The sequence below is a fragment of the Bacillus cereus group sp. MYBK30-2 genome (assembly GCF_051915945.1).
GTDB lineage: Bacteria > Bacillota > Bacilli > Bacillales > Bacillaceae_G > Bacillus_A > Bacillus_A paramycoides.
The window spans coordinates 1-23,807 of sequence record NZ_JBQAFR010000004.1 but is presented as its reverse complement, the minus strand read 5'-3'; the positions used below and the strand labels follow the sequence as shown (position 1 = coordinate 23,807).

The following is a 23,807-nucleotide window of genomic DNA, read 5'->3' as shown; positions in this document are numbered from 1 at the left end:
CTCAGCAGTCTTTTTCATGCAAATTACATTGAGAAGAAAATCCATACAGTAAGACCAACTGTTGCTGTTGCAACGAAGAAACTGTATATCATTGTAAGAATTTGAACTCTTCCTTCTCCTTCTTTTAAGTGCATGAACATAATTAATTGTAATAATGCTTGCGCAACTGCCATTATGATGATAGTTGTTAATATCGTTGAAAGAGGCAGACTTGTGTAAAGTGCCACGTATAACGCTAGAAACGTTAGTGCAAGCGATAAAATAAATCCGAAAACGTGTGACCATGGGAATCCGCTATGCGCATGCCCGTTTGCTTGATTGTTATTTTGAGCCATTTACGCCACCATCCCGTTCAAGTAAACTAGTGTGTAAATAAAGACCCAAACAAGATCAAGGAAATGCCAGTATAAGCTGATAATGAATACTTTACGAGCTGTAACTGGTGTTAAACCTCGTTTTAAAATTTGGATGATAACACAAGTTGCCCAAATGATACCACCTGTTACGTGGGCTCCGTGCGTTCCAAGAAGAACGAAGAATCCAGATAAGAAAGCACTTGTTTGAATTGTTGCGCCTTCACCAACGTACATAATGAACTCTTCGATCTCGAAGAATAGGAAACCTGCACCTAAAAGTAATGTAAAGATGAACCATCCAAGCATTGCTTTTTGGTTGTGTTTACGCATTTCATGAATTGCGATACCACATGTGAAACTACTTGTTAAAAGTAGTAGTGTTTGAATTAAAAGTGTTTTAACTTCAAACAATTGCGCTGGTGTTGGGCCATCTGCCGTACGACCAGCAAGTACTAGATAAGAGGCGAAAAGTGTTGCGAACAGCATAATTTCAGCCCCAAGAAAAATCCAGAATCCTAGGATGTTCAATCTGCTTTGCTCGGATTGATATTCCAAAGGTAAGCTTTTATCTAAAGCCGCCATATCATTTCACCTCTCATGCTACATGTTCTGTTTTTTTGATTTCATCAACACTTACGTAGTAACCGTCATCGTAATCGAATGAACGATAGATTAAGCAAGCTAAAATACCAACGCCGCCGATTGCTGCAAGCCAGAACCAGCTAAATACTAATGCAAAACCTGCAAGACCGAAGAATGCAGACGCAATAATAGGCACACCAGAGTTACTTGGCATGTGAATTGGTTTTAATTCTTCTGCAGCTGGTGTAACTGTTTCTCCGCGTTGTTTCATGAACCAGAAAGCATCAGCTTCTTTAATTTCAGGAAGTTTCGCGAAGTTGTAATGTTGTACAGGAGATTGAGTAGCCCATTCAAGTGTACGGCCGTCCCATGGATCTCCAGTAACGTCACGTTCACCGTGACGTGCACTCCAAATTACGTTGTAACAAAGAAGTACGAATCCGATACCCATCATTACTGCGCCGACAGATGCGATTTGGTTTAACCAACCCCATCCAAGACTTTCAGAGTAAGTGTACATACGACGAGTCATACCGTCTAAACCTAAGAAGTACATTGGGAAGAAACAGATGTTAAATCCGCTCATAAAGATCCAGAATGTCCATTTGCCTAGGCGTTCATTTAGCATATGACCTGTCATTTTTGGATACCAGAATGTGAATCCAGCAAGCATAGCAAATACTGTACCTGCGATTAATACGTAGTGGAAGTGAGCAACTAGGAAGTAGCTGTTATGGTACTGATAATCAGCTGCTGCCATTCCAAGCATAACCCCTGTAACTCCACCAACTACGAAGTTTGGAATAAATGCCAATGACCAAAGCATTGGAACTGTAAAACGAATACGTCCTTTATACAGTGTAAACAACCAGTTAAAGATCTTAACCCCGGTTGGAATCGAAATCGCCATTGTCGAAATCGAGAAGAACGAGTTAACCGCTGGACCTGCACCCATTGTGAAGAAGTGGTGAAGCCATACGACGAAACTTAGTAAAGAAATTGCGACCATTGAGTACACCATTGCACTGTAACCGAATAGACGTTTACGTGAGAATGTACTAATGATTTCAGAGAAAATACCGAATGCCGGTAAAATAACGATATATACTTCAGGGTGACCCCATACCCAGAATAGGTTGGCCCAGAGCATTGGCATACCGCCGCTCGCCATCGTAAAGAAGTGAGCATCAAATAGACGGTCAAATGTCATTAATGCAAGAGCTACTGTTAATACTGGGAAAGCGAAAATAATGATTACACATGTAATTAAAATAGACCATGTAAACATTGGCATTTTCATTAATTTCATGCCAGGTGTACGCATTTTTAAAATCGTAACTAGGAAGTTAATACCTGTCATTAACGTACCGATACCTGAAATCTGTAAGGCGATTGCGTAGAAGTTATTTCCTACACCAGGAGTAAACTCTGTACCCGCCATTGGGAAGTAAGAAGTCCACCCAGCGTCTGGTGAACCACCGATAACGAAAGCGATGTTGAATAACATTGCTCCGATAAAGAATAACCAGAAACTTAAAGCATTTAAGAACGGATATGCAACGTCACGAGCACCAATTTGTAATGGTACAACGACGTTCATTAATCCTAGAACGAATGGCATTGCCATGAAAAGAATCATAACTGTACCATGTGTTGTAAAGATTCCGTTATAGTGTTCAGCGTTTAAATATGTTGTATCTGGGAATGTTAACTGGGCACGAATCATTAAACCATCCATACCACCACGGAATAACATTATAACGGCAGAGATAATGTACATGGTCCCTATTTTTTTATGGTCAACAGTTGTTAACCATTCATCCCAAAGCCATCTCCATTTTTTGTACTTTGTTAGTACGAAAAGAATCGCTAATGTCACAAGAACGATAGATGCGTCAGCACCGTAAATAATTGGGTCACCTGTGACAAAAAATTCATCAAGCTTCACTGTGTTCACTCCAATCTGTTGGAATAATAGCTATTATTTTTTGTTTTTGTAGTAGTTGTAATCACAATATTCAAGTGATTTTGGATCTACATAACTTAAGTGATGACTAGAGAATGTCATACGACCAACTACACCAGGTTTAACAATTTCGTTGTACTTATCTTCTGTTAGTTTAGGAGCAGTTTGTTGTACTTCTTTTACCCACTTGTCATACTTTTCTTTTGTTTTTGCTTCAAGTTCGAATTCCATATGAGTGAATCCTTCACCAGAGAAGTTCGAACTACGACCTAGGTAAGAACCAGGTTTATCAGCTTGTAAATATAAATCCATGATCATGCCATCCATAGTGTATTTCATACCACCAAGTTCTGGAACCCAGAAAGCATTCATTGGACCTACAGAAGTCAGTTTGAATTGAATAGGTACACCAGCTGGGATGTTTAAATAGTTAACGGTTTCAATTTTTTCCTCTGGGTAACTAAATAACCATTTCCAGTTTGCAGATGTAACATAAATTTCAACTGGTTTAATATGTTTGGACTCTTTCGGAACCTCTTCCGAAGCATAAGTTGCTTTTACTGTTGGAATCGATAATGCGATAACGATAATAACAGGAACAAGCGTCCAAATAATTTCTAATAATGTGTTACCGTGTTGATCAGGTGGCTCATAGTCCATATTCTCTGGTTTTTCACGATAACGAATCAAGATGACTGTAAACAAAATGAATACAATTGCGATAATTAATGACATAAGCACGAATGACCAAACAATTAAATCATACTGTGCTTTTGCAACAGGTCCTTGCGGATTTAATACTGCGAGTTTCTTATCACAGCCACCGAGGAACAGAAGTAATGATAACGGAAGAAGTGAAGCCAACTTCCAAAACGCTTTCTTTAGTTGCACGATTGAAAATCTCCTTTCTCCTTGGATTGAAACTATGCCAATAAAACAATATAAACCTATTAATTTATAGAAGGCAATAGTTTTTGTCATATTGTTAAAAAATAGACACAAATGCACGCTTTTTAAGGTGAATATCATTTGTAACTTGATTACATTGTAAACTATTTTCCAGAGAAAAACGTGATTGTGAAAATTTTAAGTTAAATAAAGTTATACCAACATATCCAATAAATAGAAAAAAGCTATCTTATCATAAGAAAGATAGCTGAATATTTTGTATATTTAGTTTATTTTCCGAGTTACATTTTGTTGCTGTTCAAATGTGACAACTTTTTTATATTTTACTTGGTATAAAATGTAACAGATAATCATAAATGGAATCCCGCAAAAAAGAGCAATTCTCTGATCTGGAATGAAAGCTAAACTAACAAATGTAATGAAATTGAGTGAAAAAGCTACGATTGGAACTACTGGATAAAGTGGTGTACGATATTTTAAATCCTTTATGTCACCGCCATTTTTCACGAATTCTCTACGGAAGAAAAATTGTGAAGCTGCGATCGACATCCAAACGACAACAGCTGCCATTGCTGCAATAGATGTTAGAACTAAAAAGACAGTATCTGCCGCAAATACACTTGTTAATAAAGAAAGGCTTGCAAAAATTAGGCTGAAAATTAATGCGTTTAGCGGTACACCTTTTTTAGTTAGCTTTGTAAAAGCTGGACTTGCCATGCCTTGTTTTGCCATCGCCCAAAGCATACGAGAATTTGCGTATAGACCAGAGTTAGCTACAGATAATACAGCTGTAATAATAACAAAGTTCATAATGTCTGCTGCATATGGAACACCAGCTACATCAAATACAAGTACAAATGGACTTTCAACTAGATTAGCCTCTTGCCATGGGAGTAAACCTACAACAACTGAGATTGCTAAGACGAAAAAGAATAGAGTTCGCCAAATTGTGTTTTTTATAGCTTTTGGGATCGTTTTTTCAGGGTTTTCGCTTTCACCTGAAGCAATACCAATAAGTTCAGTTCCTTGGAATGAGTAATTTACTGTAATCATCGTAAGAAGAACTGCTAGTGCACCATTTGGAAATAGTCCGCCATTTTCAGTGAAATTATGAAGCATTGGAGCTGGTTTTCCATTAAAGTCGAGAAAACCGAACATAACTGCGCCTCCAAGTACAATAAAGACAACAATTGTTGCAACCTTTACGCTAGCGAACCAAAACTCAGTCTCTGCATATGCTTTCGCTGATAAAGCGTTCACAAGAAAGAGTGCTGCTGCAAATATAACACACCAAATCCACGAAGAAACGTCTGGAAACCAACGTTTCATTAAAATACTAACAGTCGTTAACTCTACTCCAACTGTAACAGCCCAATTTAACCAATACATCCAACCGACGACAAATCCAAAACCAGGTGAAATAAATTTGCTTGCATAACTTTGGAATGAACCTGCTTCTGGCATAGCTACTGATAATTCACCAAGACATAACATCGTTAAATACATAACGAAACCACCGACTAAAAATGCAAGAATAGCTCCGCCTGGTCCGGCATTATGGACGATTTGTCCAGAGCCCATAAATAATCCTGTTCCAATGACTCCACCAAGTGCAATCATGAATAAGTGTCTACTTTTCATTGTTCGTTTTAAATCTGTTTGTTCTACTTGTTGATTCATATGCCCCTCACCCCGTATTTTTCTTGTATGTGTTAACTTGATTTCATTCTGGGATTTTAATCATTAGTGGGGGATGAAAAACATACTCGATTTATTTTGTTATGAAATGAATGGAGTATGTAAAAGAAAAACTAACTATGACTAAATATCCTAGAATGTTTGTTAACGTAGTGAAGGGAATTGTGATTCATTCACTATGTTAACAATTTTGATTTTAGCAAAATATTCAGAAAAAGTATATTGTTTTTTCTTTTTATTAAAAATAATTAGAATTTTAAAAATGGTATATGTAAATAATAATTCACAGAATCTTTCTAGCAAACTAGTAAGAAGAAAGGTACAATGGTAGAAGTTGCATCTTTAAAATAATTGATATAATGGAGTTCGGTTTATGATGAAAAAGTTAAAATATATTTTTATTTTCGGTATTATATTTGCTGCCGTGTTTTTTATCGAGAAAGATAAAATTATGAAAAAGGCACACGAATTACGGTTAGACCTTTTCTCTGAGGTGAAAGAAAGTGCAATGATTGAAGATGTCCCATTTATAAAGCAATTACCTGAATTACCTCGTGGGTGTGAAGTGACGAGTTTAGCGATGTTGTTGCAACATAAAGGTGTACAAGTAGATAAGATGCAACTTGCTAGTGAAATTCATCGTGTCCCATTTGAACAAGATGGTTTGCGTGGGAATCCCTATGAAGGGTTTGTCGGGAATATTTATACGAAATCTGAGCTAGGGTACGGTGTGTATCATCAACCAATCTTTAAATTAGCAGAAAAGTATGTTCCCGAAAAAGTCATTAATTTAACAGGTAGAGAAGTGCAAGATTTATATAAAGTAATTAGTTCGGGATCACCTGTATGGGTAATTGCGAATACGACGTTTAAACCACTTTCAGAAGATAGCTTTGAGACGTGGAATACAAGTTCAGGAGAAGTAAAAATTACATATTATGAGCATAGTGTAATCGTAATTGGATACGATCAAAATTTTGTATATATGAATGATCCTCTTGCGAATAACCCACGTAAAGCTGTTCCGCGAGCGGAGTTTGAAAAGTCATGGGAGCAAATGGGGAAACAAGCAATTACTATTTTGTAATAATGAAAAGTCATCTTAATGGTGGCTTTTTATTTTTAAATATTTATTATTGAAAAATTCAGAAGATTCTTTTAAAAGTTAACTATTCACGTTATAATAACAGTTAACTTAGTGAAGAAGGGGAGAAGAGAAATGGATGTCGCAAAGGAACTTGTTTTATTAAAGAATCAGTTGATTGAGTGGAGAAGGCACTTTCATAAGTATCCGGAGTTATCTTTTCAAGAAGAAAAAACATCTCGATTTGTATTCGACATACTTCGGGAAATCCCATATTTAGAAGTTTCGCGCCCTACTAAATATAGTGTAATGGCAAGGCTAATTGGTAAACAGCCTGGTAAAACAATCGCAGTTCGTGCTGATATGGATGCTCTTCCTATTCATGAAGAAAATAAGTTTGATTATATTTCTACATATCCAGGTGTGATGCATGCGTGTGGTCACGATGGTCATATGGCGATATTGCTTGGTGTAGTACATAAGTTGGTGGAGGAAAGAGAGAAAGTTAAAGGGGAAATTCGTTTTCTATTTCAACATGCAGAAGAGAATTTCCCGGGTGGTGCAGAGGAAATGGTCGCAGCGGGAGTAATGGAAGGTGTGGATTACATTATTGGTGCTCACCTTTGGGCTTCATTAGAGGTTGGAAAAGTAGGTGTAATTTATGGTCCAGCGATGGCGGCACCGGATGTTTTTAAAATTACGATAGAGGGAAAAGGTGGACATGCTGGAATTCCGCACGAAACAGTTGATAGTATCGCAATCGGTGCACAAATTGTATCGCAAATTCAGCAAATTGTATCTCGCCTCACGAATCCGTTAGATTCTCTCGTAGTATCTGTTACGCAATTTCATTCTGGGACAACTCATAATGTTATTCCGGAACAAGCGGAGATTGAAGGGACAGTGAGAAGTTTAAGGCATGAATTAAGAGGAGAAACAAAGAAGAAGCTTGAACGGATTGTACAACATATTACAGAATCCTACGGTGCTAAGTATACATTTTCTTATGAATATGGATATCGACCAGTTGTGAACGATTATGAAGTTACAGAACTTATTGAACATACGGCATTACAGCTTTTTGGAAGAGAACGGGTTGTGCGTTTACAACCAACGATGGCAGGAGAAGATTTTTCAGCCTTTTTACAAAAGGCACCAGGGACATTCTTTTTTATAGGAGCAGGAAATGAAGAGAAGGGAATTATATATCCGCATCACCATCCTCGTTTTACAATTGACGAAGACGCATTACCAATTGGAGTGGAAGTTTTTGTATCAGCCATTATGAATTTTATAAATAAAGGAGAATGAGATGAAGAAAATACATGTGCTAGCGCTTATTCCAGTTCTTTGTTTAGTAGTTGGACCAGTATTTGCGAATTCAGTCACTCCTTACGTATTGGGGATGCCATTTTTATTATTCTGGGTATTATTATCAGTGCTCATTACGTCTCTATGTATGGGGCTTGTATACTTATTTGATCCTGCTAATAAGGGGGATATAGGATGATAGCATTACTTATCATTATTTTATTTTTATTTCTAGCACTATTTTTAGGGATTCGGGCACAACATGGAAAAGATATGAACTTAGAACAATGGTCGGTTGGCGGAAGAGGGTTTGGAACTATTTTCGTTTTTCTCCTTATGGCAGGCGAAATTTATACGACGTTCACATTTTTAGGAGGAAGTGGCTGGGCGTATAGTAAAGGGGCGCCTACATTTTATATTTTAGGTTATGGCGCGCTAGCTTATATTTTATCGTATTTTTTATTGCCACCGATTTGGAAGTATGCAAAAGAACATAACCTTGTTTCACAGCCGGATTTTTTTGCGAAGAAATATAGGAGTAAGATGCTTGGGGTAATAGTTTCAATTGTTGGTGTTATTTCTATTATTCCATATCTTGTTTTACAGTTAAAGGGACTAGGAATTATCGTTTCAGAAGCTTCGTATGGAAGAGTGTCACCTGTTATTGCAGTATGGATTGGTGCTATTGTTATAACTATATATGTAATGGTTTCAGGTATACACGGCTCTGCTTGGACAGCCGCTTTGAAGGATATTATGATACTGTTTATCGTTATGTTTTTAGGTATATATTTACCGTATCATTATTACGGAGGATTTCAGCCGATGTTCGAAGCTGTAGAAGCAGCAAAACCAGGATTTTTATCTTTACCTGATGAAGGAATGAGTATTTCTTGGTTTGTTTCTACTATTATATTAACGGCCCTCGGTTTCTATATGTGGCCCCATACATTCGCCTCTGCTTTCTCTGCAAAAAATGAAAAAGTATTTAGGAAAAATGCGGCGATTATGCCTCTTTATTCTTTAGTTTTGCTTTTCGTGTTCTTTGCAGGTTTTGCTGCTATATTACAAGTTCCTGGATTAAAGGGAGCGGATGTAGATCTTTCATTATTCCGTCTGGCTTTACAAACCTTTGACCCGTGGTTTATTGGGATTATTGGCAGTGCTGGAGTTTTAACAGCATTAGTTCCAGGTTCCATGCTTGTTATGGCAGCTTCTACATTGTTAGCAAAAAATATTTACCGAACAATGGTCCCATCTGCTTCAGATAGACAAGTTGCTAAAGTGGCGAAATTATTTGTTCCTGTAGTAACGCTTGTAGCTGTTTTGTTCACCTTTAAAGGTGGAGAAACAATAGGGGCGCTTCTTTTAATGGGATACAGTATAGTGACACAACTTTTCCCTGCACTTGTATGTAGTTTGTTTCCTCGGCAAATTATTACGAAACAAGGTGCGATTGCGGGGATGGGAATTGGGCTGTTAGTTGTTGCATATATCACCTTATCTGGTTCTACTATAGCTACGATGTTTCCAGGGGTACCGCAATATATAAAAGATTTGAATGTAGGTATAGTTGCATTGTTAATTAATATTGTTGTGATGTTTGTAGTGAGTGGACTCACGAAAAGTGTATCTATAAAGACGGGCAATATAATAGTAGAAAAGTAATTCGCATGTTAGAGCTATCTTTGAAAAGAGATAGCTCTTTTTTGTATATATTTACTTCTATTAGCGGAATCTAACTAAAAACTTGTTAAAAAGGAAGTTAGGTGGGGAAATTGTTAGAGTTGAAAAGTACCTTGTTTGAAGTTATGAAGGAAATCAGGGATGAGTTAGGTTCACCTAATGATTTAACGATTAGAGAAGTTGCTCTTGCTGGCAGTTTTACACGTTGTGCGGTTGTTTTTTTATGTGGATTAACAGATAAGGATAATGTTTATAAATATATTATTCGCCCGCTTCAATATGAAGAAATACCCCAGCAATCGGCCGTTGTCCAAACATTATTAGATCGTTTTATTTCTATCGCAGAAGTAAATGTTGAAAAAACATTTCCTAATATTATTAATGCAATTTTAGCGGGAGACACAGTTATATTAATTGATAATATTCAAACTGCTATTGTTATTAATAGTAGAGCCTGGGAGAAAAGAAGTCTAGAACCACCTGTGACAGAAGATTTAATACGTGGACCGAGGATTGGACTAAATGAAGATATTAATGTAAATAAAATGTTAATTCGCCGTAGTTTACGTGATCCAAAGCTACGATTTCAATCTTATATTATGGGAAAAAGATCGCAAAAAGAAGTGACCATAGTATATATAGAAGATATTATTAATCCTTACATTGTAAAAGAGTTAGATCGTCGTCTTCAATCGATAGTGACAGATGTCGTTTTGGAAACAGGTACGATTGAACAATTAATTCAAGATAATAATTTATCGCCATTTCCGCAGTTTTTGAATACAGAAAGGCCTGATAGTATTGTGGCCTCATTAGCGAAGGGAAAAGCGGCCATTTTAGTAGATGGATCACCATTTGCACTTATTGCGCCATTAGTATTTGTTGATATTTTTCAATCGGTAGAAGATCATTATGAGCGCTGGATAATTGGTACGTTATTAAGGGTTTTGCGAATGATTTCCGGTATAATTGCGATTTTAATGCCGGCAATGTATGTAGCGCTAGTTTCATATCACCAAGGACTTATTCCTTCTAAATTGGCTTATTCAATTGCAGGTGCGAGGGAAGGTGTACCGTTTCCTGCTTATATTGAAACATTAATGATGGCATTGACGATGGAATTAATAAGAGAAGCTGGAATTAGATTACCGAAACAGATGGGACAAACCATTGGGATTGTAGGTGGCCTTGTAATTGGAGAAGCAGCAGTAAGTGCGGGGATTGTAAATCCGTTTTTAGTCATTATTATTGCGGTTACAGCAATTGCTACATTTTCACTGCCTGTGTATAGCATTACGATTACGTTTAGGGTTTTACTTTTCGTTTTTGTATTAGCCGCGACTGCTTTTGGGCTGTATGGAATTATTTTAGCTCTTATTGCACTTGCCGTTCATATTACGAATTTAAAGAGTGTTGGGGTACCGTATACAACGCCTATTGCTCCTGCGTTTTATAAAGATTGGAAAGAAGAGATTGTCCGCTTGCCGAAGTCAATGTTGAAAGAGAGACCGGAATATTTACAAACGAAAGACTCTACATTAAGTCCAAAGGAGCGAGAATAATTGAAACCATTTGAATACGGAGATGAAGAAATTGGATCCCGGGAGCTTGGTTTTGCGGTATCTTCAGTCATTATTGGTATAGGGGCATTATCTATGCCACGAGACGTCGCTACGCAAACTCTATTTTCAGATGGCTGGATTATTTTGCTTGCTGGAGGATTGATATGTGCATTTTTTGGATGGTTTGTAACGAGGGTGGCAATTCTATTCCCGAAACAAAACTTTGTTCAATATACGAGTGCGCATTTGACAAAGCCTGTGGCATACACGATTAGTGCCATTTTAGTATTAACGTTTGCTGCTTTGACAGCATATGAATCGCGAATGATTGCAATTATTTCACAAACGTATTTATTTAATGATACACCAATACAACTATTGTCTTTCTTTTTCCTATTAGTTGTTGTTTATGGAGTAGCAGGATCGAGAGCAGCTTTATTAAGGTTAAACGTTTTATTTTTACCTATCGTTTTTATTGCAATCGTATTGCTTTCTTTATTGAATGTGAACTTAATGGAAATAGATAATTTACTACCGGCTTTTCAAACGGACGTAAGGCAATATGCTGTAGGAGTTAAAAGCTCTGTTTTTACGTTTATTGGATTTGAGGTAGCTTTGTTTTATGCGGTGATGTTAAATGACACAGCAAAAAAAGCACCGTTGGCAGTTGCAAAAGCAGTGATGGTAAATGTGCTTTCGTACATTTTAATTTATATAACTTGTATTAGTGTTTTTACCTATATGACAACTAGGGGACTGACATATCCAACGATTGAATTAGGGAAAGAAATTGCAATTGGCGGAGGATTTTTAGAAAGATTTGACGCGATTTTTTTTACTATTTGGATTATTACTATTTATAACACTACAGCAATGTATTATGACGTCGCATCTTTATTATTTTGTGCCATGTTTCCGAAAGTGAAGAAGCATATTTTCATTTTCGTAAGTGCCCCTATTATTTTTATTGTGAATATGATGCCTGGTAATTTAGACGATTTATCACATTATGGAACTTATTTAGCTTGGATTGATATGGGGTTTGTTGTATTAGCGCCTTTGTTAGTTTTAATTGTATATAAAATAAAAAGAAGGAATGGTAAAAATGAAGCACCTTCTTAAAATTATGATATGTGCTGTTTTGGCTAGTTTGATGAGTGGGTGTTCTGAGTTAGAAGAGATCGAAGAAAGAGGATTTGTAGTAGGGGCGGCTTATGATATTGTGAAAGAAAAGAAATCTAATCCGGTGATGAAGGGCACATACCAAATGGTACTCCCAAGTAAGTTAACGCCACAAGGTGCTCAAGGCGATGGGGAGAGTAAAAATTATATTAATGTTAGTGCAAAAGCTGATAGTGTTTTTGAGCAAATACGAATTATTGCTAAAAAAATTAGTCGTTCCTTATTCTTTCCACATATACAAGTGATAATTTTTTCTAAAGAATTACTTTCAGGCCCGTATGTTTTGCAAAATACGTTAGATGTATATATTCGTGATCATGAAATGAGAAGGAATATTCGTTTGTTCGTTTCGAAGAAAAATGCGGAAGCTATTTTAAAACAAAGTGCAAAGCCTGAAAATTTACCGTCGAAATACATTGATATGTTAGCTGATCATCCTCCGAAAAATGCTCAAATGATTGAGGCGGCAAGAATTGGTGAAGTACAGGAGAAAATGATTTCAAAGCAAAGTTTTGCGCTACCTGTTTTAGGCTTAACGAAGCAAGGTGTCCAGATGGAAGGGGCTGCTTTATTTCGTGGAAAGGATAATAAGTGTGTTGGAATGCTGAGTGGAGAACAAACGTTAGGAATGAACTATGTAATAGGTAAAAAAATTGGAGGTTTTTTTACTATCCGTAAAAAGGGCCAGCTTATTACATATGAAATTCATAAGATACACCGGAAGATTAAAGTATCTACGGTAAATGCTACAAAACCGAAGTTTGATATTCATTTATCTCTAGATGGGACCTTGGCTGAGTTGCATTTTAGTGATAATAAACAAATTATGAATGAAAATCGATTAAAGAAAAATATTGCGGAGGAAATGGAGAAACGTATCCAGAAATCAGTAAAACTTGTTCAAAAAAAATATAAGGTAGATGTATTGGGATTAGGTGAAGTATATAAGCGACATAATTATAAAGAGTGGAAAAAAATAAGTAAGAATTGGGATCAAGGTGAAAATTATTTTAGTAACGCTGAAGTAATTGTTCATGTTCATCCTATAATTGAACATTCGGGATCAGCTTTACCGAAGAAAGTGAAATAAGGTGATGTAAGTTGTTTACTGGATTAGGAATTAGTTGCGCGATATTGATGGCGGTTCTTCCAGGAGCTATATACTTTATTCATAAAAAAATTACAACGTATGGAGCGCAGCCGTGGAAAGAAAAAAAGAAACCTGAATAAGTTTCAGGTTTCTTTTATGCACTAAGCATATGGTGAAGGGGGATACCTTCTATGTATGCTTAGCTTTTATACAAGCCCTAACCAATGTACCAATTGTGTAGAGAGGAATGTAACAACAATGGCGATAACGGTAGGGATTGCAAACGATAAGAATGTCCACTTTGCACTTTTTGTTTCTTTATATATGTTAACCAGTGTTGTCCCGCATGGGAAATGAAGAAGTGAGAACAACATTGTATTTAACGCAGTTAACCAAGTCCAACCGTGTTCTAAGAATAGATTTTTGATTTGATTAAAATCATCTATTTCAGTTAAAGCGCCAGTTGATAAGTAAGACATTAATAAAATTGGAATAACAATTTCATTAGCTGGTAGTCCAAGAATAAACGCTGCTAGAATAAAACCGTCAAGTCCTAACATTTTAGCGAATGGATCTAGGAAGTTTACAAAGTGCATAAGTAAGCTAGTGTCACCAACGAAAATATTAGCAAGTATCCAAGTTAATACAGCGGCAGGTGCAGCTACAATCACAGCTCGTTTTAAAACATATATTGATTTATCGAGCGTTGAACGCACAATTGTATTCCAAATTTTTGGCTTGCGGTATGGTGGTAACTCAAGTGTGTAGTGAGTTGGAACGCCTTTTAAAGCTGTTTTTGATAGTACCCAAGAAACGGTTAATGTCATAATAACACCAATTACAACCATTCCAACTACGACACTTGCAGTAACAAATGTTTGCATGCTACCTGTATAACCAGCAGCCATAAATAGTGAAGCCATTAAAATTAACATAGGCCAGCGACCGTTACAAGGAACGAAGTTGTTTGTTAAGATTGCAAGCATACGTTCACGTGGTGATTCAATAATACGTGTCGACATAATGGCAGCTGCATTACAACCAAATCCCATTGCCATTGTTAAAGATTGTTTACCATGTGCACCAGATCGCTTGAATAAGCGGTCCATATTAAATGCGACACGTGGTAAGTATCCGTAGTTTTCTAATAGTGCGAACATAGGGAAGAAAATGGCCATAGGTGGTAACATAACGCTAATAACAGCACCGATACCACGGAATAAACCAAGTATTAAAATGCCATGTAACCATTCAGGTGCATGCATTGCTTGGAACCAAGATGTTAAATATCCTTCTGCCCAGCCGAAGAACTCAGCAAGCATATCAGAGGGCACGTTAGCGCCTGCAATTGTAAGATAAAAAATGATAGATAAAATACCGAGCATAATTGGGAATCCCCAGATTGGAGATGTGAAAATTTTATCTAGTTTTTCGGAACGATACAATTTATCAGTATTTGTATATTGAACAGATTCTTTACATATGTTTGCAGATGTTCGATAAATATCTCCGACAATATCATCTCGTATATCTTCTTTTGAGAGTGTTTGTGCATGTTGGATAATATAGTCTAATGGAAGAGCTTTACTGGCTGAGTGAGATTCCATTTATTACGACCTCCCTTACAAGTGGTTCGTTATGATGTTTTTGGAGTGTAGTTAAGAAATTTTTATCTCCATCTAAAATACGTAGTGCAATCCAACGTGCTGGATACGTATCGCCGAACACTTTATAAATTTGTGGTTCTAATTCTTGAATCATATTTTCAATTTTTTCATTATAAGTAATTTTAATTGGTGTCGGAATGAGCCTTTTTGTTGCTACTTTAGCAATGACACTTAGTAAATGTCCGATACCAACTCGGTTTCGTGCTGAAATTTTAACTACCGGTACACCAAGTGATTTTGCTAATTTTTTTTCATCAATAACGATTCCCTTTTTCTCTGCTTCATCAATTAAGTTAATACAAATGACTACATCGTTTGTCATTTCCATCACTTGGAGTGCTAAATTTAAATTTCTTTCCATTGCAGTTGCGTCTATAACAACCACAGTTACTTCTGGCTTTTCAAATATAATATAATCTCGTGCGACTTCTTCATCTGCCGAATTTGAATACAGTGAGTAAGTTCCAGGTAAATCTATTATTGTATATATATTTCCGTTATGCTCATATTCCCCTTCAGCTTTTAAAACAGTTTTCCCCGTCCAGTTTCCAGTATGTTGTTTTAAGCCTGTTAAAGTATTAAATAATGTACTTTTTCCGGTATTCGGGTTACCAGCTAAAGCAATGCGATGGTTACTCATCTGAAATCATCTCCTATTAATACCCCGAAAATAAGGGAACTTTCTTCTTTACGCAGTGCAATAGTTGTGTTGCTTACTTGATAAGCGACCGGGTCTCCAAGTGGACTGCGTTGTAATACTTTAATCGTCGCCCCAGGAATAAAGCCTAAATCTAATAAACGTCGTTTCATAGTTCCTTCTAATTGTATCTTCTCAATTTGTACAAACTCTCCCGTTGTAAATTCGGAAAGTGGTTTTATGTTAGCCGATACCATAAAAGTTACCTCATCTCTATATTTTTAGTTTAAGTTTAAAAAGTTTCCTTAGGTAAACTTTTTGCTACTAATATAGTAGACTACATTGGATGATGCTGTCAATTAGTACTTTAAAAATATTCATTTATTTTTAGAATTGTTCCAATTTATTTGGTTGTACCGAAAAATATTACTGAAATTCTTCTTAATGTAAATAAGGTAAGAGTGTAAAAGTTAAAAAATATAGGGGAATTGTAAATATATTTTTAACTTAAAGGGCAAAATAAAGAAAAATATTTACATTGGCTTTACATTGTTAAGAATAAATTTACAATACTGCGTGGTTAGTGTGGGTTTTGTTGGCTTTTTTAACTGTAAATGTTGGAATGTCTAGCTTTTGCGGGATGTTATCTCTATTTACTTAAACTTAAAAATTGCTTAACACTCACATAATATTGTTGTCCTACAATGAATTTGTGTTCGAAAGAAGATGAATTCGAAAAGTGATAATCCAAATGGGGGTACAAGACATGGTTATGAAAAAGGGTATTAAATTTTCTTTAGCGGCTTTAGTTGTTGCAGGTGCATTAGTTGGATGTGGAAAAGCAGAAAGTACGGATAATAAGGAAGCTGCTAAAGGAAGCGATAATGCAAAACAAGAATTATCAGGTACGATTGCAGCGGCTGGCTCTACAGCTCTTCAACCTCTTGCGGAGGAAGCTGGAAAGAAATTCATGGAGAAAAATTCAAAAGTTTCTATTCAAGTTCAAGGTGGCGGTAGTGGAACAGGGATTAACCAAGTAGCGTCTGGTGCAGTACAAATTGGTAATTCGGATGTTCCAGCTTCAGATAAAATAAAAGATGCTGAAAAAGCGAAAGAATTAGTAGATAACAAGGTAGCGGGTATCGCATTCGCACTTGTCGTAAATAAAGATGTAAAAGTTGATAACTTAACAGTAAAACAAGTGCAAGATATCTTCACTGGAAAAGTAACGAACTGGAAAGAGTTAGGCGGAAAAGATGAAAAAATCAACGTAATTAATCGTCCAGCTTCATCTGGTACACGTGCTACATTTGAAAAAACAGTTATGAAAGATGCGAAAATTAATGATGGAACTGGTACTACACAAGATTCTAATGGTGCAGTAGAGCAAGCGATTAACTCTACTCCAGGTTCAATCAGCTATTTAGCAATGTCTTACATGGTTGGCGATAAAAAAGGTGCATTGCAAACTGTGAAAATTGATGGTGCTGAACCGAAAGTTGAAAACATCTCTGCTGGTAAATATCCATTCTGGTCTTACGAGTACATGGTAACTAAAGGTGAGGCAAAAGAAGCGACAAAAGCATACATTGACTATGTAAAAGGTAAAGATTTTGAAAAACAAGTAGAAGATATGGGTTACATTCCGATGTCTAAATTAAATAAGTAATAAAATTTTATGGGGCTGGCTGCAAGGCCAGTCCTGTTCATTTCAATCTATGAAGTGGGGTCTGTCCTGTGATGAAGGGGAAAAAACAAATTAATTACGTAAAGAGTGAATATATAGGAAGAACACTCGTTACGTTTTGTGGTATCTTTATTGTTTTTGTTACATTAGCTATTATTGCGTTTATTTGCGGCAAAGGAATTCAATCCTTCACGCAAAGTGGTATCTCATTATCTGAGGTGCTAACTTCGACAAAATGGAATCCAAATGCTGATCAAGGTACGTATGGTGCTGTAATCTTTATTGTCGGTTCGACGCTTGTGTCGTTAGGTGCTGTTGTTATTAGTGCGCCAATTGCTATAGCTCTTGCTATATTCATGAATTTAATTTCGCCGAAGTTTGGGAATAAAGTATTAAAGCCTGTTTTAGAATTATTAGTTGGTATTCCGTCGGTTGTATACGGATTATTAGGGGTTACGATCTTAGTTCCTTTATTACGTGATTCGTTTGGGGGAGTGGGATTTAGTTTAATTGCCGGTATTATCGTCCTAAGTATTATGATTTTACCTACTATTGCTAGTATTGCCTCTGATGCAATACGCTCTGTTCCGTTTGATTACTTGGAAGCTTCTTACGGTCTAGGGTCGACGAAATGGCAAGCGATTAGCCGAGTTATTGTTCCTGCTGCAAAACAAGGGATTTTAACAGGGATTGTTTTAGGGTTAGCGCGTGCTTTTGGTGAAGCGTTAGCGGTTCAAATGGTAATCGGGAACACGATTAAATTACCAGAAGGAATATATAGTCCAACAGCAACGTTAACGGGTATTCTGACAATGGATATGACGAATACATTGAATGGAACTGCTTGGAACAATGCGCTATGGACTTTAGCGATGATCTTACTTGTTATTTCATTCCTGTTTATTTTAGTAATTCGAGCGATTGGTCAAAGAGGTGAGCGATAATAATGAATGCAAGAACGGTAAATAAAGTTTGGACAGGTATCTTTTATGCGGTTGCAGCTTTAGTTGTAGCTTTGCTTGCTTTTTTAATGTACGAAATTCTGCAAAAGGGATGGGGATTTTGGGATCCTAGTTTCTTATTCGGAGAACCGAGTAATACAAGAGCTGGTGGTGGAATTGGTCCGCAGTTATTCAATTCTTTCTATATGCTTGTTATAACACTTATTATATCTATTCCTCTTGGGTTAGGTGCTGGAATATATTTAGCGGAGTATGCAAAACAAGGGCGTTTTTTAAGTTTTGTTCGTTTGTGTATTGAGACAATGGCGTCGTTACCTTCTATTGTTGTTGGTTTATTCGGTTTGTTAGTGTTCGTTACAATGACAGGCTGGGGATACACAGTGATGGGTGGTGCTCTTGCTTTAACTATTTTAAACTTACCAGGTTTAACACGTGTTTGTGAAAATGCGATTTCAGAAGTTCCTCATAATGTAAAAGAGGCGAGTCTTGGATTAGGTGCAACAAAGTGGCAAACAATCGTTCGTATTATTATTCCGTCTTCACTACCACAAATCATTACAGGTATTATTTTAGCGGCAGGTCGTATATTCGGTGAAGCGGCAGCATTAATTTACACAGCGGGTTTAACATCTCCGATTTTAAATTCAGCAGCGGACTTCTCAAGTCCGGCGCATCCTTTAAATCCATTTAGACCAGCTGAAACGTTAGCGGTTCACATTTGGAAGTTAAATTCGGAAGGGATTATCCCAGATGCGAAGTTAATTGCGACAAAATCTGCAGCTGTATTAATTATTATGGTATTACTATTCAATATCATTTCACGTTTTGTAGCATCTGTATTACACAAGCGCTTTACAGGAACGAAAAAAAGTCGTAAAACGACGAAGAAGGTAAAAGCAGCATAAGTTACAAAGAAGAACTCTCTGTTTATAAGCAGGGGGTTCTTTTTTATGTAGAAGGAATGGACGTAACAATTGTTGAATACGTAACTGAGTGCATAGATATTAGGATGCGAGTTAGAGAGGGGTTTATATGTGTTTTTTCTGCAAATGTCAGGGTTTCCTGGATCAGGGAAATCGACACTTTCTAAGTATATTGCTAAGTTAACAGGTGCTGTTATTGTAGATCATGACGTCGTGAAATCAGCTTTATTAAAATCATTAGTGACAAAAGGTTTTGAATCAACCGTGGTTGGGGGAATCTCCTATGATATTGAGTGGGAACTGATCAATTTTTTGTTGGAGCAAGAGCATAGTGTGATATTAGATAGTCCATGTCTCTATGAAGGGATGGTTAAAAAAGGAATAGATTTATGTCAGAAACATGGTGCTACATATAAATATATTGAATGTTATCTTAATAATATAGAAGAAATTAATCGTAGGTTACAAACACGTGACCGTAAGATAAGTCAAATTACAAAAGTAGAATCAGAAGTAGCGTTTAAAAAATGGCTGGATGGCAGTAAAAGGCCTTTAAACGGTGAATATCTTATTGTAGATTCTGGAGAGCCGCTAGAGCAGTATGGTAAAAAAGTGCTGGATTATATCGGTAGGTAGAGGATCAAAAGGCGTTATCTTCATAATTGAAGATAACGCCTTTTGGGTTTAAATATCAGGTGTTTCTGTAGAAGTACTTATTTTTCTGCGGGAGCGTCTTTTTCTCCCGATTTTATCTAATAGTTCATACATAACAGGAACAACGACTAGTGTAAGGACGGTTGAAACGGCTAAGCCACCAATTACAACGACGGCTAGACTTTTTGATACCATACTTCCTGCTTGAGATTGCCCGAAGAGAAGTGGTAGCATAGCGACGATTGTTGTTATGGCTGTCATAATAATTGGGCGTAATCGAGTGGAACCAGCTTCTAGTAAAGCTTCTCTTGTTTCTATACCGTTTTCCCGATTTTGTTGAACTCTTTCTATTAATACAATAGCATTTGTAACGACAATCCCGATTAACATTAATGCGCCAATCAATGAATTTACGTCAACAGGTGTTCTTGAAATAATTAATCCTAAAATACCGCCGACAGCAGCTAATGGTAAAGAGAATAAAATTGCAAAAGGAGCACGTGCTTGCCCGAATGTGATAACCATAATTAAATATACAATCCCAATTGCAATCCCCATAATTTTAAATAAGTCTGTGAAGTTCTCTTGCATAGATTCAGTAGCACCTGCGATATTTACTTTTGCTCCGTTAGGTAAATCTAAGTCGGTTATCGTCTTGTTTACTTCTGCGCTTACTTTGCTTAAATCTTCACTTGAAGCTTCTGCAGTAATTTGAATCGTTTCTTTTCCATCTTTATGGAAGATTTCCGTTTGAAGTTGTTTTTCTGAAATAGTTGCAACGTCTTTTAAAGGGATTGGCCCATTAATAGGTGATAGTATGTTTGTGTTTAGAATATCTGTTTGCTTGTTAATGGCTTCCTTCTTGTGTTCTATCATAATCGTTGCTTTTTCATTATTAATTGAGATTTCCCCGATAGGTGATTTCTTCATAAGGAATGCTACTTGTTGTGCTGCTAATTCTGGTGTTAAACCTAGTTGCTCAGCCTTTGTTTGATCGATATGAATTTGCCATTCTTTTTTAGATGCTTCTATATTTGTTTTTACCTTAGAGAGAGAGTCCATGCTTTTTAGTTTTGTTTCGACGATGTTAGCGGCCTTTTTTAAATTTGTTTCGTTAGTAGCTGTTACGTTAAATTGTAAGTTGTTTCCGCCGCCAGCGTCAGAGTAACTCGTTTTTATATAATCAAGTTCAGCTGGTTCGAAAGCTGTATGTTCTTTTTTTAACTCTTTAATATATTGGTCGATGTCAGATCCTTTTTTAAAGACTACAAATATAGTTGCAAGATTGTTTTTAGTTGTCTGTCCCCATTGTGCATCTTCTGCGCTGGATCCCATTCGTAAAATAACATCTGTTACATCAGGATTAGAGAGTAGTTTCTTTTCGAAATCAAAGGCTTTTTGTTTTTTAGCTTCAGACTCATAATCGGTTGGAAATGTCATGTTGACGGATAGCATTGTATCATCTTCAGACTTTATGTTCGCTTTCGGTAGTAGTATGTAGGCAGCGATTGATCCTGCGAATAATAAAAAAGAAGTAAGTAGAATGATAAATTTATGAGAAAGAGCCCATTTTAATGTAGCGACATATCGTGGTGAAGAACTCGGCTTACGATGCTTTGTTTTTTTGAGTAGTAAAAAAGCCATAAGTGGAACAACTGTTAATGCAACGATTAAGGAAGATAAAATAGAATATACAACTGCTAATACCATAGGTAACATGAGTTTACCGATTACTCCTGATACGAGACCGATAGGTAAAAAAACTGCGACTGTTGTTAAAGTGGAAGAGGTGATTGCGACAGCGACCTCTTTCGTTGCATCAAGAATAATATCTTTAGAGAAGGTTTCTTTTTGTAAACGACGGAAAATGTTCTCGATTACAACGATACTATCATCGACGAGACGTCCCACGGCAACGGCTAAGCCACCAAGAGTTAGAATGTTAAGTGTAATGTTAGATTGGTGAAGTAAAAACAGTGTTAATAAAATAGATAATGGAATACTGACGACAGCTATGAGTGTTGTTCGGAAGCTGCGTAAAAAGATTAAGATAATTAGAGTTGCAGCAATTGCCCCAAGGATTACTTCTTTTCCCATGCTAGTAACAGCATTTTCAACTTGTTCATGAGTTGAAGCTAGAAGTTTAATAGAAAACTGATCTTTATATTGCTTGCTTATATTTTTAATCTTTTTATCAATCTCTTTTCCAATTGCAACCGCGTTTTTACTCGGCTCTTTCATTATGACTAATCCTGTTCCTTCTTCACCGTTTATGTGCGAGATGGTATCGTAATGTTGTTTTAGTTCAACTTGAGCGACATCTTGTAATTTTACTTGAGGTGTAACGTTGATATTTTTAATGTCATTTACATTTTTTATATCCCCGATGACACGAAGATTGTATTCTTCCTTATTAACCGTAATTGCTCCAGTGGGAGTGGAAGTTTCTTTTCCTTGTAAAACTTTTAATACTTGCTCTGATGTTACGTTTTTATCTTTTAGCTGGTTAGGATCAAGTAAGATGGATAATTCGGAAGTTGACTTTCCGAAATACATGACATTGGCAACACCATCAATACTTTCGAGTTGTGGTACGATTTCTTCCTCGATTTGTTTTTCGTCAGCTTTTGAAAATCCGTTTTGCTTTTGGATGGTAATTTGAGCAAGTGGGATCATAGAAGTGTTTAATTGGCTAACTACAGGCTTAGTTACATCTTTAGGTAATTTAACTGTATTAATTGCTTTTTCAACTTCGCGTGCCGCGTCTTTCATATTTGCCTTGGATGTATATGCGATGTCGATGCGTGATAATCCTTCGTTTGTGGAAGAAGTGATGCCATCGATATGTTCTAAATTACGAAATTGTTTTTCGAGAGGATCAGTTACGTCCTTGGTCATTGTTTCAGCATCGAGCCCTTGAGATAATGTTGTAACAGTTATTGCGGGGTTATCGATGCTTGGTAAAAATTCCATAGGTAATTTAGAACCGGAATAAACGCCGAGTATGGAAATGAGAAAAACCATGATAATAATAGCGGCTCGGTTTTTTAATGAAAATTTTGTTAACCTATCCATAAGATAATTCCTCCATTAGTTTATTTATAGTTTTTTTGACACTTCCTTACTATATAACAAAAAATGGAAATCTTCATTAATTAAATGTAAAAAAATTCTAACAATAATCTTAAGTTAATATTTCGAGGGGGATTTCGTTATTTGTGGAAGAGAGATTTCTGATTGGCGAGAAAAAGCACTAATTAAAGTTTTGCTTTAGGATAGTTGTTTCGTTTCTTGTAACTAACTTGTTTTGTTATTTTACGTTTAAATGTGTACTTTTCCATCTTAAGTAGAGTCGTGGTTATTACGAAATTTAAAAGGAAGAGGATTAAAAGTCAGGAACTTATTGTGAAATACCGCTTGGGTGATGGTAGTGTATAGTAACTTGTATACAATCAAAATAATTATTTTAAGTAGAAAGGATAATGGTCCTTTCTATAGAGGAAAGTAGGGAAAGGGAATTTTTTTTGTGTTTTTTATAAAAAGCACTTGTTATTTCAAAATCATGATGGTATATTAATAAACGTCGCTGATGCGGAAACGCAGAAAACGACAAAAAAGAAATTAAAAAACATTGTTGACATCGAAAAATGAAGATGTTAATATGATGAAGTCGCTTCTGAGCGACGGACAAGTTCTTTGAAAACTGAACGAAACAAACAACGTGAAACGTCAATTTTTATTTTTAGATGCTAGACAAACTAACTTTATTGGAGAGTTTGATCCTGGCTCAGGATGAACGCTGGCGGCGTGCCTAATACATGCAAGTCGAGCGAATGGATTAAGAGCTTGCT

The 23,807-nt window shown here is 36.4% G+C and carries 21 protein-coding genes and 1 rRNA gene; 13 read left to right on the top strand and 9 right to left on the bottom strand.

The features are described from left to right. Positions 1–23 precede the first annotated feature (23 nt). From qoxD to ACTFQM_RS21525, 5 genes are all read right to left on the bottom strand, one after another. Positions 24–335: a cytochrome aa3 quinol oxidase subunit IV gene (gene qoxD, locus ACTFQM_RS21545; RefSeq protein ID WP_002174911.1), complete on the bottom strand. Its 312-nt coding sequence runs from the start codon at positions 333–335 to the stop codon at positions 24–26. After that, a complete protein-coding gene (gene qoxC / locus ACTFQM_RS21540) occupies positions 336–938 on the bottom strand; it encodes a cytochrome aa3 quinol oxidase subunit III (protein WP_002174913.1) in 603 nt (200 codons plus the stop codon). 13 nt (positions 939–951) lie between these two features. Continuing rightward, on the bottom strand, positions 952–2,886 hold the full coding sequence (gene qoxB, locus ACTFQM_RS21535) for a cytochrome aa3 quinol oxidase subunit I (protein WP_440036200.1): 1,935 nt from the start codon (positions 2,884–2,886) through the stop codon (positions 952–954). Between the two features lie 33 nt (positions 2,887–2,919). Further along, a complete protein-coding gene (locus tag ACTFQM_RS21530) occupies positions 2,920–3,795 on the bottom strand; it encodes a cytochrome aa3 quinol oxidase subunit II (protein ID WP_071717605.1) in 876 nt (291 codons plus the stop codon). A gap of 282 nt (positions 3,796–4,077) precedes the next feature. Beyond that, on the bottom strand, positions 4,078–5,493 hold the full coding sequence (locus ACTFQM_RS21525) for an amino acid permease (protein ID WP_178941086.1): 1,416 nt from the start codon (positions 5,491–5,493) through the stop codon (positions 4,078–4,080). A gap of 394 nt (positions 5,494–5,887) precedes the next feature. Between ACTFQM_RS21525 and ACTFQM_RS21520 the strand changes: the two genes are divergently transcribed. From ACTFQM_RS21520 to ACTFQM_RS21485, 8 genes are all read left to right on the top strand, one after another. After that, positions 5,888–6,598 carry a C39 family peptidase gene (locus ACTFQM_RS21520; RefSeq protein ID WP_440036318.1) on the top strand — a complete coding sequence of 237 codons (711 nt, stop codon included), beginning with the start codon at positions 5,888–5,890 and terminating at the stop codon, positions 6,596–6,598. A gap of 132 nt (positions 6,599–6,730) precedes the next feature. Next, entirely contained in the window at positions 6,731–7,906 is a 1,176-nt protein-coding gene (locus tag ACTFQM_RS21515) for an amidohydrolase (protein WP_440036198.1), read from the top strand. Position 7,907: 1 nt separating this feature from the next. Further along, positions 7,908–8,105, top strand: coding sequence for a DUF3311 domain-containing protein (locus tag ACTFQM_RS21510; RefSeq protein WP_002174920.1), 198 nt, complete (start codon positions 7,908–7,910; stop codon positions 8,103–8,105). Beyond that, complete coding sequence (locus ACTFQM_RS21505; RefSeq protein WP_440036196.1) at positions 8,102–9,574, top strand: sodium:solute symporter family protein; 1,473 nt, start codon at positions 8,102–8,104, stop codon at positions 9,572–9,574. The genes ACTFQM_RS21510 and ACTFQM_RS21505 overlap by 4 nt, the downstream gene beginning before the upstream one ends. Before the next feature lie 101 nt (positions 9,575–9,675). Next, a complete protein-coding gene (locus tag ACTFQM_RS21500; RefSeq protein WP_440036194.1) occupies positions 9,676–11,154 on the top strand; it encodes a spore germination protein in 1,479 nt (492 codons plus the stop codon). Then, positions 11,155–12,276 (top strand): endospore germination permease, encoded by a 1,122-nt coding sequence (locus tag ACTFQM_RS21495; RefSeq protein WP_440036192.1) that lies wholly within the window; start codon positions 11,155–11,157, stop codon positions 12,274–12,276. Further along, on the top strand, positions 12,260–13,426 hold the full coding sequence (locus ACTFQM_RS21490) for a Ger(x)C family spore germination protein (RefSeq protein ID WP_440036190.1): 1,167 nt from the start codon (positions 12,260–12,262) through the stop codon (positions 13,424–13,426). The genes ACTFQM_RS21495 and ACTFQM_RS21490 overlap by 17 nt, the downstream gene beginning before the upstream one ends. 11 nt (positions 13,427–13,437) lie before the next feature. After that, a complete protein-coding gene (locus ACTFQM_RS21485; protein WP_082147787.1) occupies positions 13,438–13,566 on the top strand; it encodes a hypothetical protein in 129 nt (42 codons plus the stop codon). Positions 13,567–13,632: 66 nt separating this feature from the next. Here the strand turns inward: ACTFQM_RS21485 and ACTFQM_RS21480 are convergent, their stop codons facing one another. From ACTFQM_RS21480 to ACTFQM_RS21470, 3 genes are read right to left on the bottom strand one after another with little or no spacing between them, the layout of a single operon-like run. Beyond that, on the bottom strand, positions 13,633–15,033 hold the full coding sequence (locus ACTFQM_RS21480) for a nucleoside recognition domain-containing protein (RefSeq protein WP_048370831.1): 1,401 nt from the start codon (positions 15,031–15,033) through the stop codon (positions 13,633–13,635). Next, positions 15,011–15,733 (bottom strand): FeoB small GTPase domain-containing protein, encoded by a 723-nt coding sequence (locus ACTFQM_RS21475; protein WP_178941081.1) that lies wholly within the window; start codon positions 15,731–15,733, stop codon positions 15,011–15,013. The genes ACTFQM_RS21480 and ACTFQM_RS21475 overlap by 23 nt, the downstream gene beginning before the upstream one ends. Next, positions 15,730–15,987, bottom strand: coding sequence for a FeoA family protein (locus tag ACTFQM_RS21470; RefSeq protein WP_440036189.1), 258 nt, complete (start codon positions 15,985–15,987; stop codon positions 15,730–15,732). The genes ACTFQM_RS21475 and ACTFQM_RS21470 overlap by 4 nt, the downstream gene beginning before the upstream one ends. A gap of 509 nt (positions 15,988–16,496) precedes the next feature. Between ACTFQM_RS21470 and ACTFQM_RS21465 the strand changes: the two genes are divergently transcribed. The 4 genes from ACTFQM_RS21465 to ACTFQM_RS21450 all read left to right on the top strand — a co-directional run bounded on the left by ACTFQM_RS21465 (position 16,497) and on the right by ACTFQM_RS21450 (position 19,938). Then, on the top strand, positions 16,497–17,399 hold the full coding sequence (locus ACTFQM_RS21465; RefSeq protein ID WP_048370834.1) for a phosphate ABC transporter substrate-binding protein PstS family protein: 903 nt from the start codon (positions 16,497–16,499) through the stop codon (positions 17,397–17,399). A gap of 71 nt (positions 17,400–17,470) precedes the next feature. Continuing rightward, positions 17,471–18,361 carry a phosphate ABC transporter permease subunit PstC gene (gene pstC, locus ACTFQM_RS21460; RefSeq protein ID WP_002174929.1) on the top strand — a complete coding sequence of 297 codons (891 nt, stop codon included), beginning with the start codon at positions 17,471–17,473 and terminating at the stop codon, positions 18,359–18,361. Positions 18,362–18,363: 2 nt separating this feature from the next. Beyond that, on the top strand, positions 18,364–19,284 hold the full coding sequence (gene pstA, locus ACTFQM_RS21455; RefSeq protein ID WP_002174930.1) for a phosphate ABC transporter permease PstA: 921 nt from the start codon (positions 18,364–18,366) through the stop codon (positions 19,282–19,284). Between the two features lie 129 nt (positions 19,285–19,413). Beyond that, positions 19,414–19,938 carry an AAA family ATPase gene (locus ACTFQM_RS21450; protein WP_440036188.1) on the top strand — a complete coding sequence of 175 codons (525 nt, stop codon included), beginning with the start codon at positions 19,414–19,416 and terminating at the stop codon, positions 19,936–19,938. 48 nt (positions 19,939–19,986) lie between these two features. Here the strand turns inward: ACTFQM_RS21450 and ACTFQM_RS21445 are convergent, their stop codons facing one another. Beyond that, on the bottom strand, positions 19,987–23,031 hold the full coding sequence (locus ACTFQM_RS21445) for an efflux RND transporter permease subunit (protein ID WP_440036186.1): 3,045 nt from the start codon (positions 23,029–23,031) through the stop codon (positions 19,987–19,989). Positions 23,032–23,720: 689 nt separating this feature from the next. Between ACTFQM_RS21445 and ACTFQM_RS21440 the strand changes: the two genes are divergently transcribed. Continuing rightward, a 16S ribosomal RNA gene (locus tag ACTFQM_RS21440) occupies positions 23,721–23,807 on the top strand; the annotation flags it as partial.

Bases quoted from the DNA above. Each gene is read 5' to 3' on its own strand.
- ACTFQM_RS21520 (WP_440036318.1), top strand. From the start codon at position 5,888: ATGAAAAAGTTAAAATATATTTTTATTTTCGGTATTATATTTGCTGCC.
- ACTFQM_RS21475 (WP_178941081.1), bottom strand. From the start codon at position 15,733: ATGAGTAACCATCGCATTGCTTTAGCTGGTAACCCGAATACCGGAAAA.
- ACTFQM_RS21515 (WP_440036198.1), top strand. From the start codon at position 6,731: ATGGATGTCGCAAAGGAACTTGTTTTATTAAAGAATCAGTTGATTGAG.
- ACTFQM_RS21480 (WP_048370831.1), bottom strand. From the start codon at position 15,033: ATGGAATCTCACTCAGCCAGTAAAGCTCTTCCATTAGACTATATTATC.
- ACTFQM_RS21525 (WP_178941086.1), bottom strand. From the start codon at position 5,493: ATGAATCAACAAGTAGAACAAACAGATTTAAAACGAACAATGAAAAGT.
- pstA (WP_002174930.1), top strand. From the start codon at position 18,364: ATGAATGCAAGAACGGTAAATAAAGTTTGGACAGGTATCTTTTATGCG.
- ACTFQM_RS21445 (WP_440036186.1), bottom strand. From the start codon at position 23,031: ATGGATAGGTTAACAAAATTTTCATTAAAAAACCGAGCCGCTATTATT.
- ACTFQM_RS21470 (WP_440036189.1), bottom strand. From the start codon at position 15,987: ATGGTATCGGCTAACATAAAACCACTTTCCGAATTTACAACGGGAGAG.
- qoxC (WP_002174913.1), bottom strand. From the start codon at position 938: ATGGCGGCTTTAGATAAAAGCTTACCTTTGGAATATCAATCCGAGCAA.
- ACTFQM_RS21510 (WP_002174920.1), top strand. From the start codon at position 7,908: ATGAAGAAAATACATGTGCTAGCGCTTATTCCAGTTCTTTGTTTAGTA.
- ACTFQM_RS21465 (WP_048370834.1), top strand. From the start codon at position 16,497: ATGGTTATGAAAAAGGGTATTAAATTTTCTTTAGCGGCTTTAGTTGTT.
- qoxD (WP_002174911.1), bottom strand. From the start codon at position 335: ATGGCTCAAAATAACAATCAAGCAAACGGGCATGCGCATAGCGGATTC.
- pstC (WP_002174929.1), top strand. From the start codon at position 17,471: ATGAAGGGGAAAAAACAAATTAATTACGTAAAGAGTGAATATATAGGA.
- ACTFQM_RS21505 (WP_440036196.1), top strand. From the start codon at position 8,102: ATGATAGCATTACTTATCATTATTTTATTTTTATTTCTAGCACTATTT.
- ACTFQM_RS21490 (WP_440036190.1), top strand. From the start codon at position 12,260: ATGAAGCACCTTCTTAAAATTATGATATGTGCTGTTTTGGCTAGTTTG.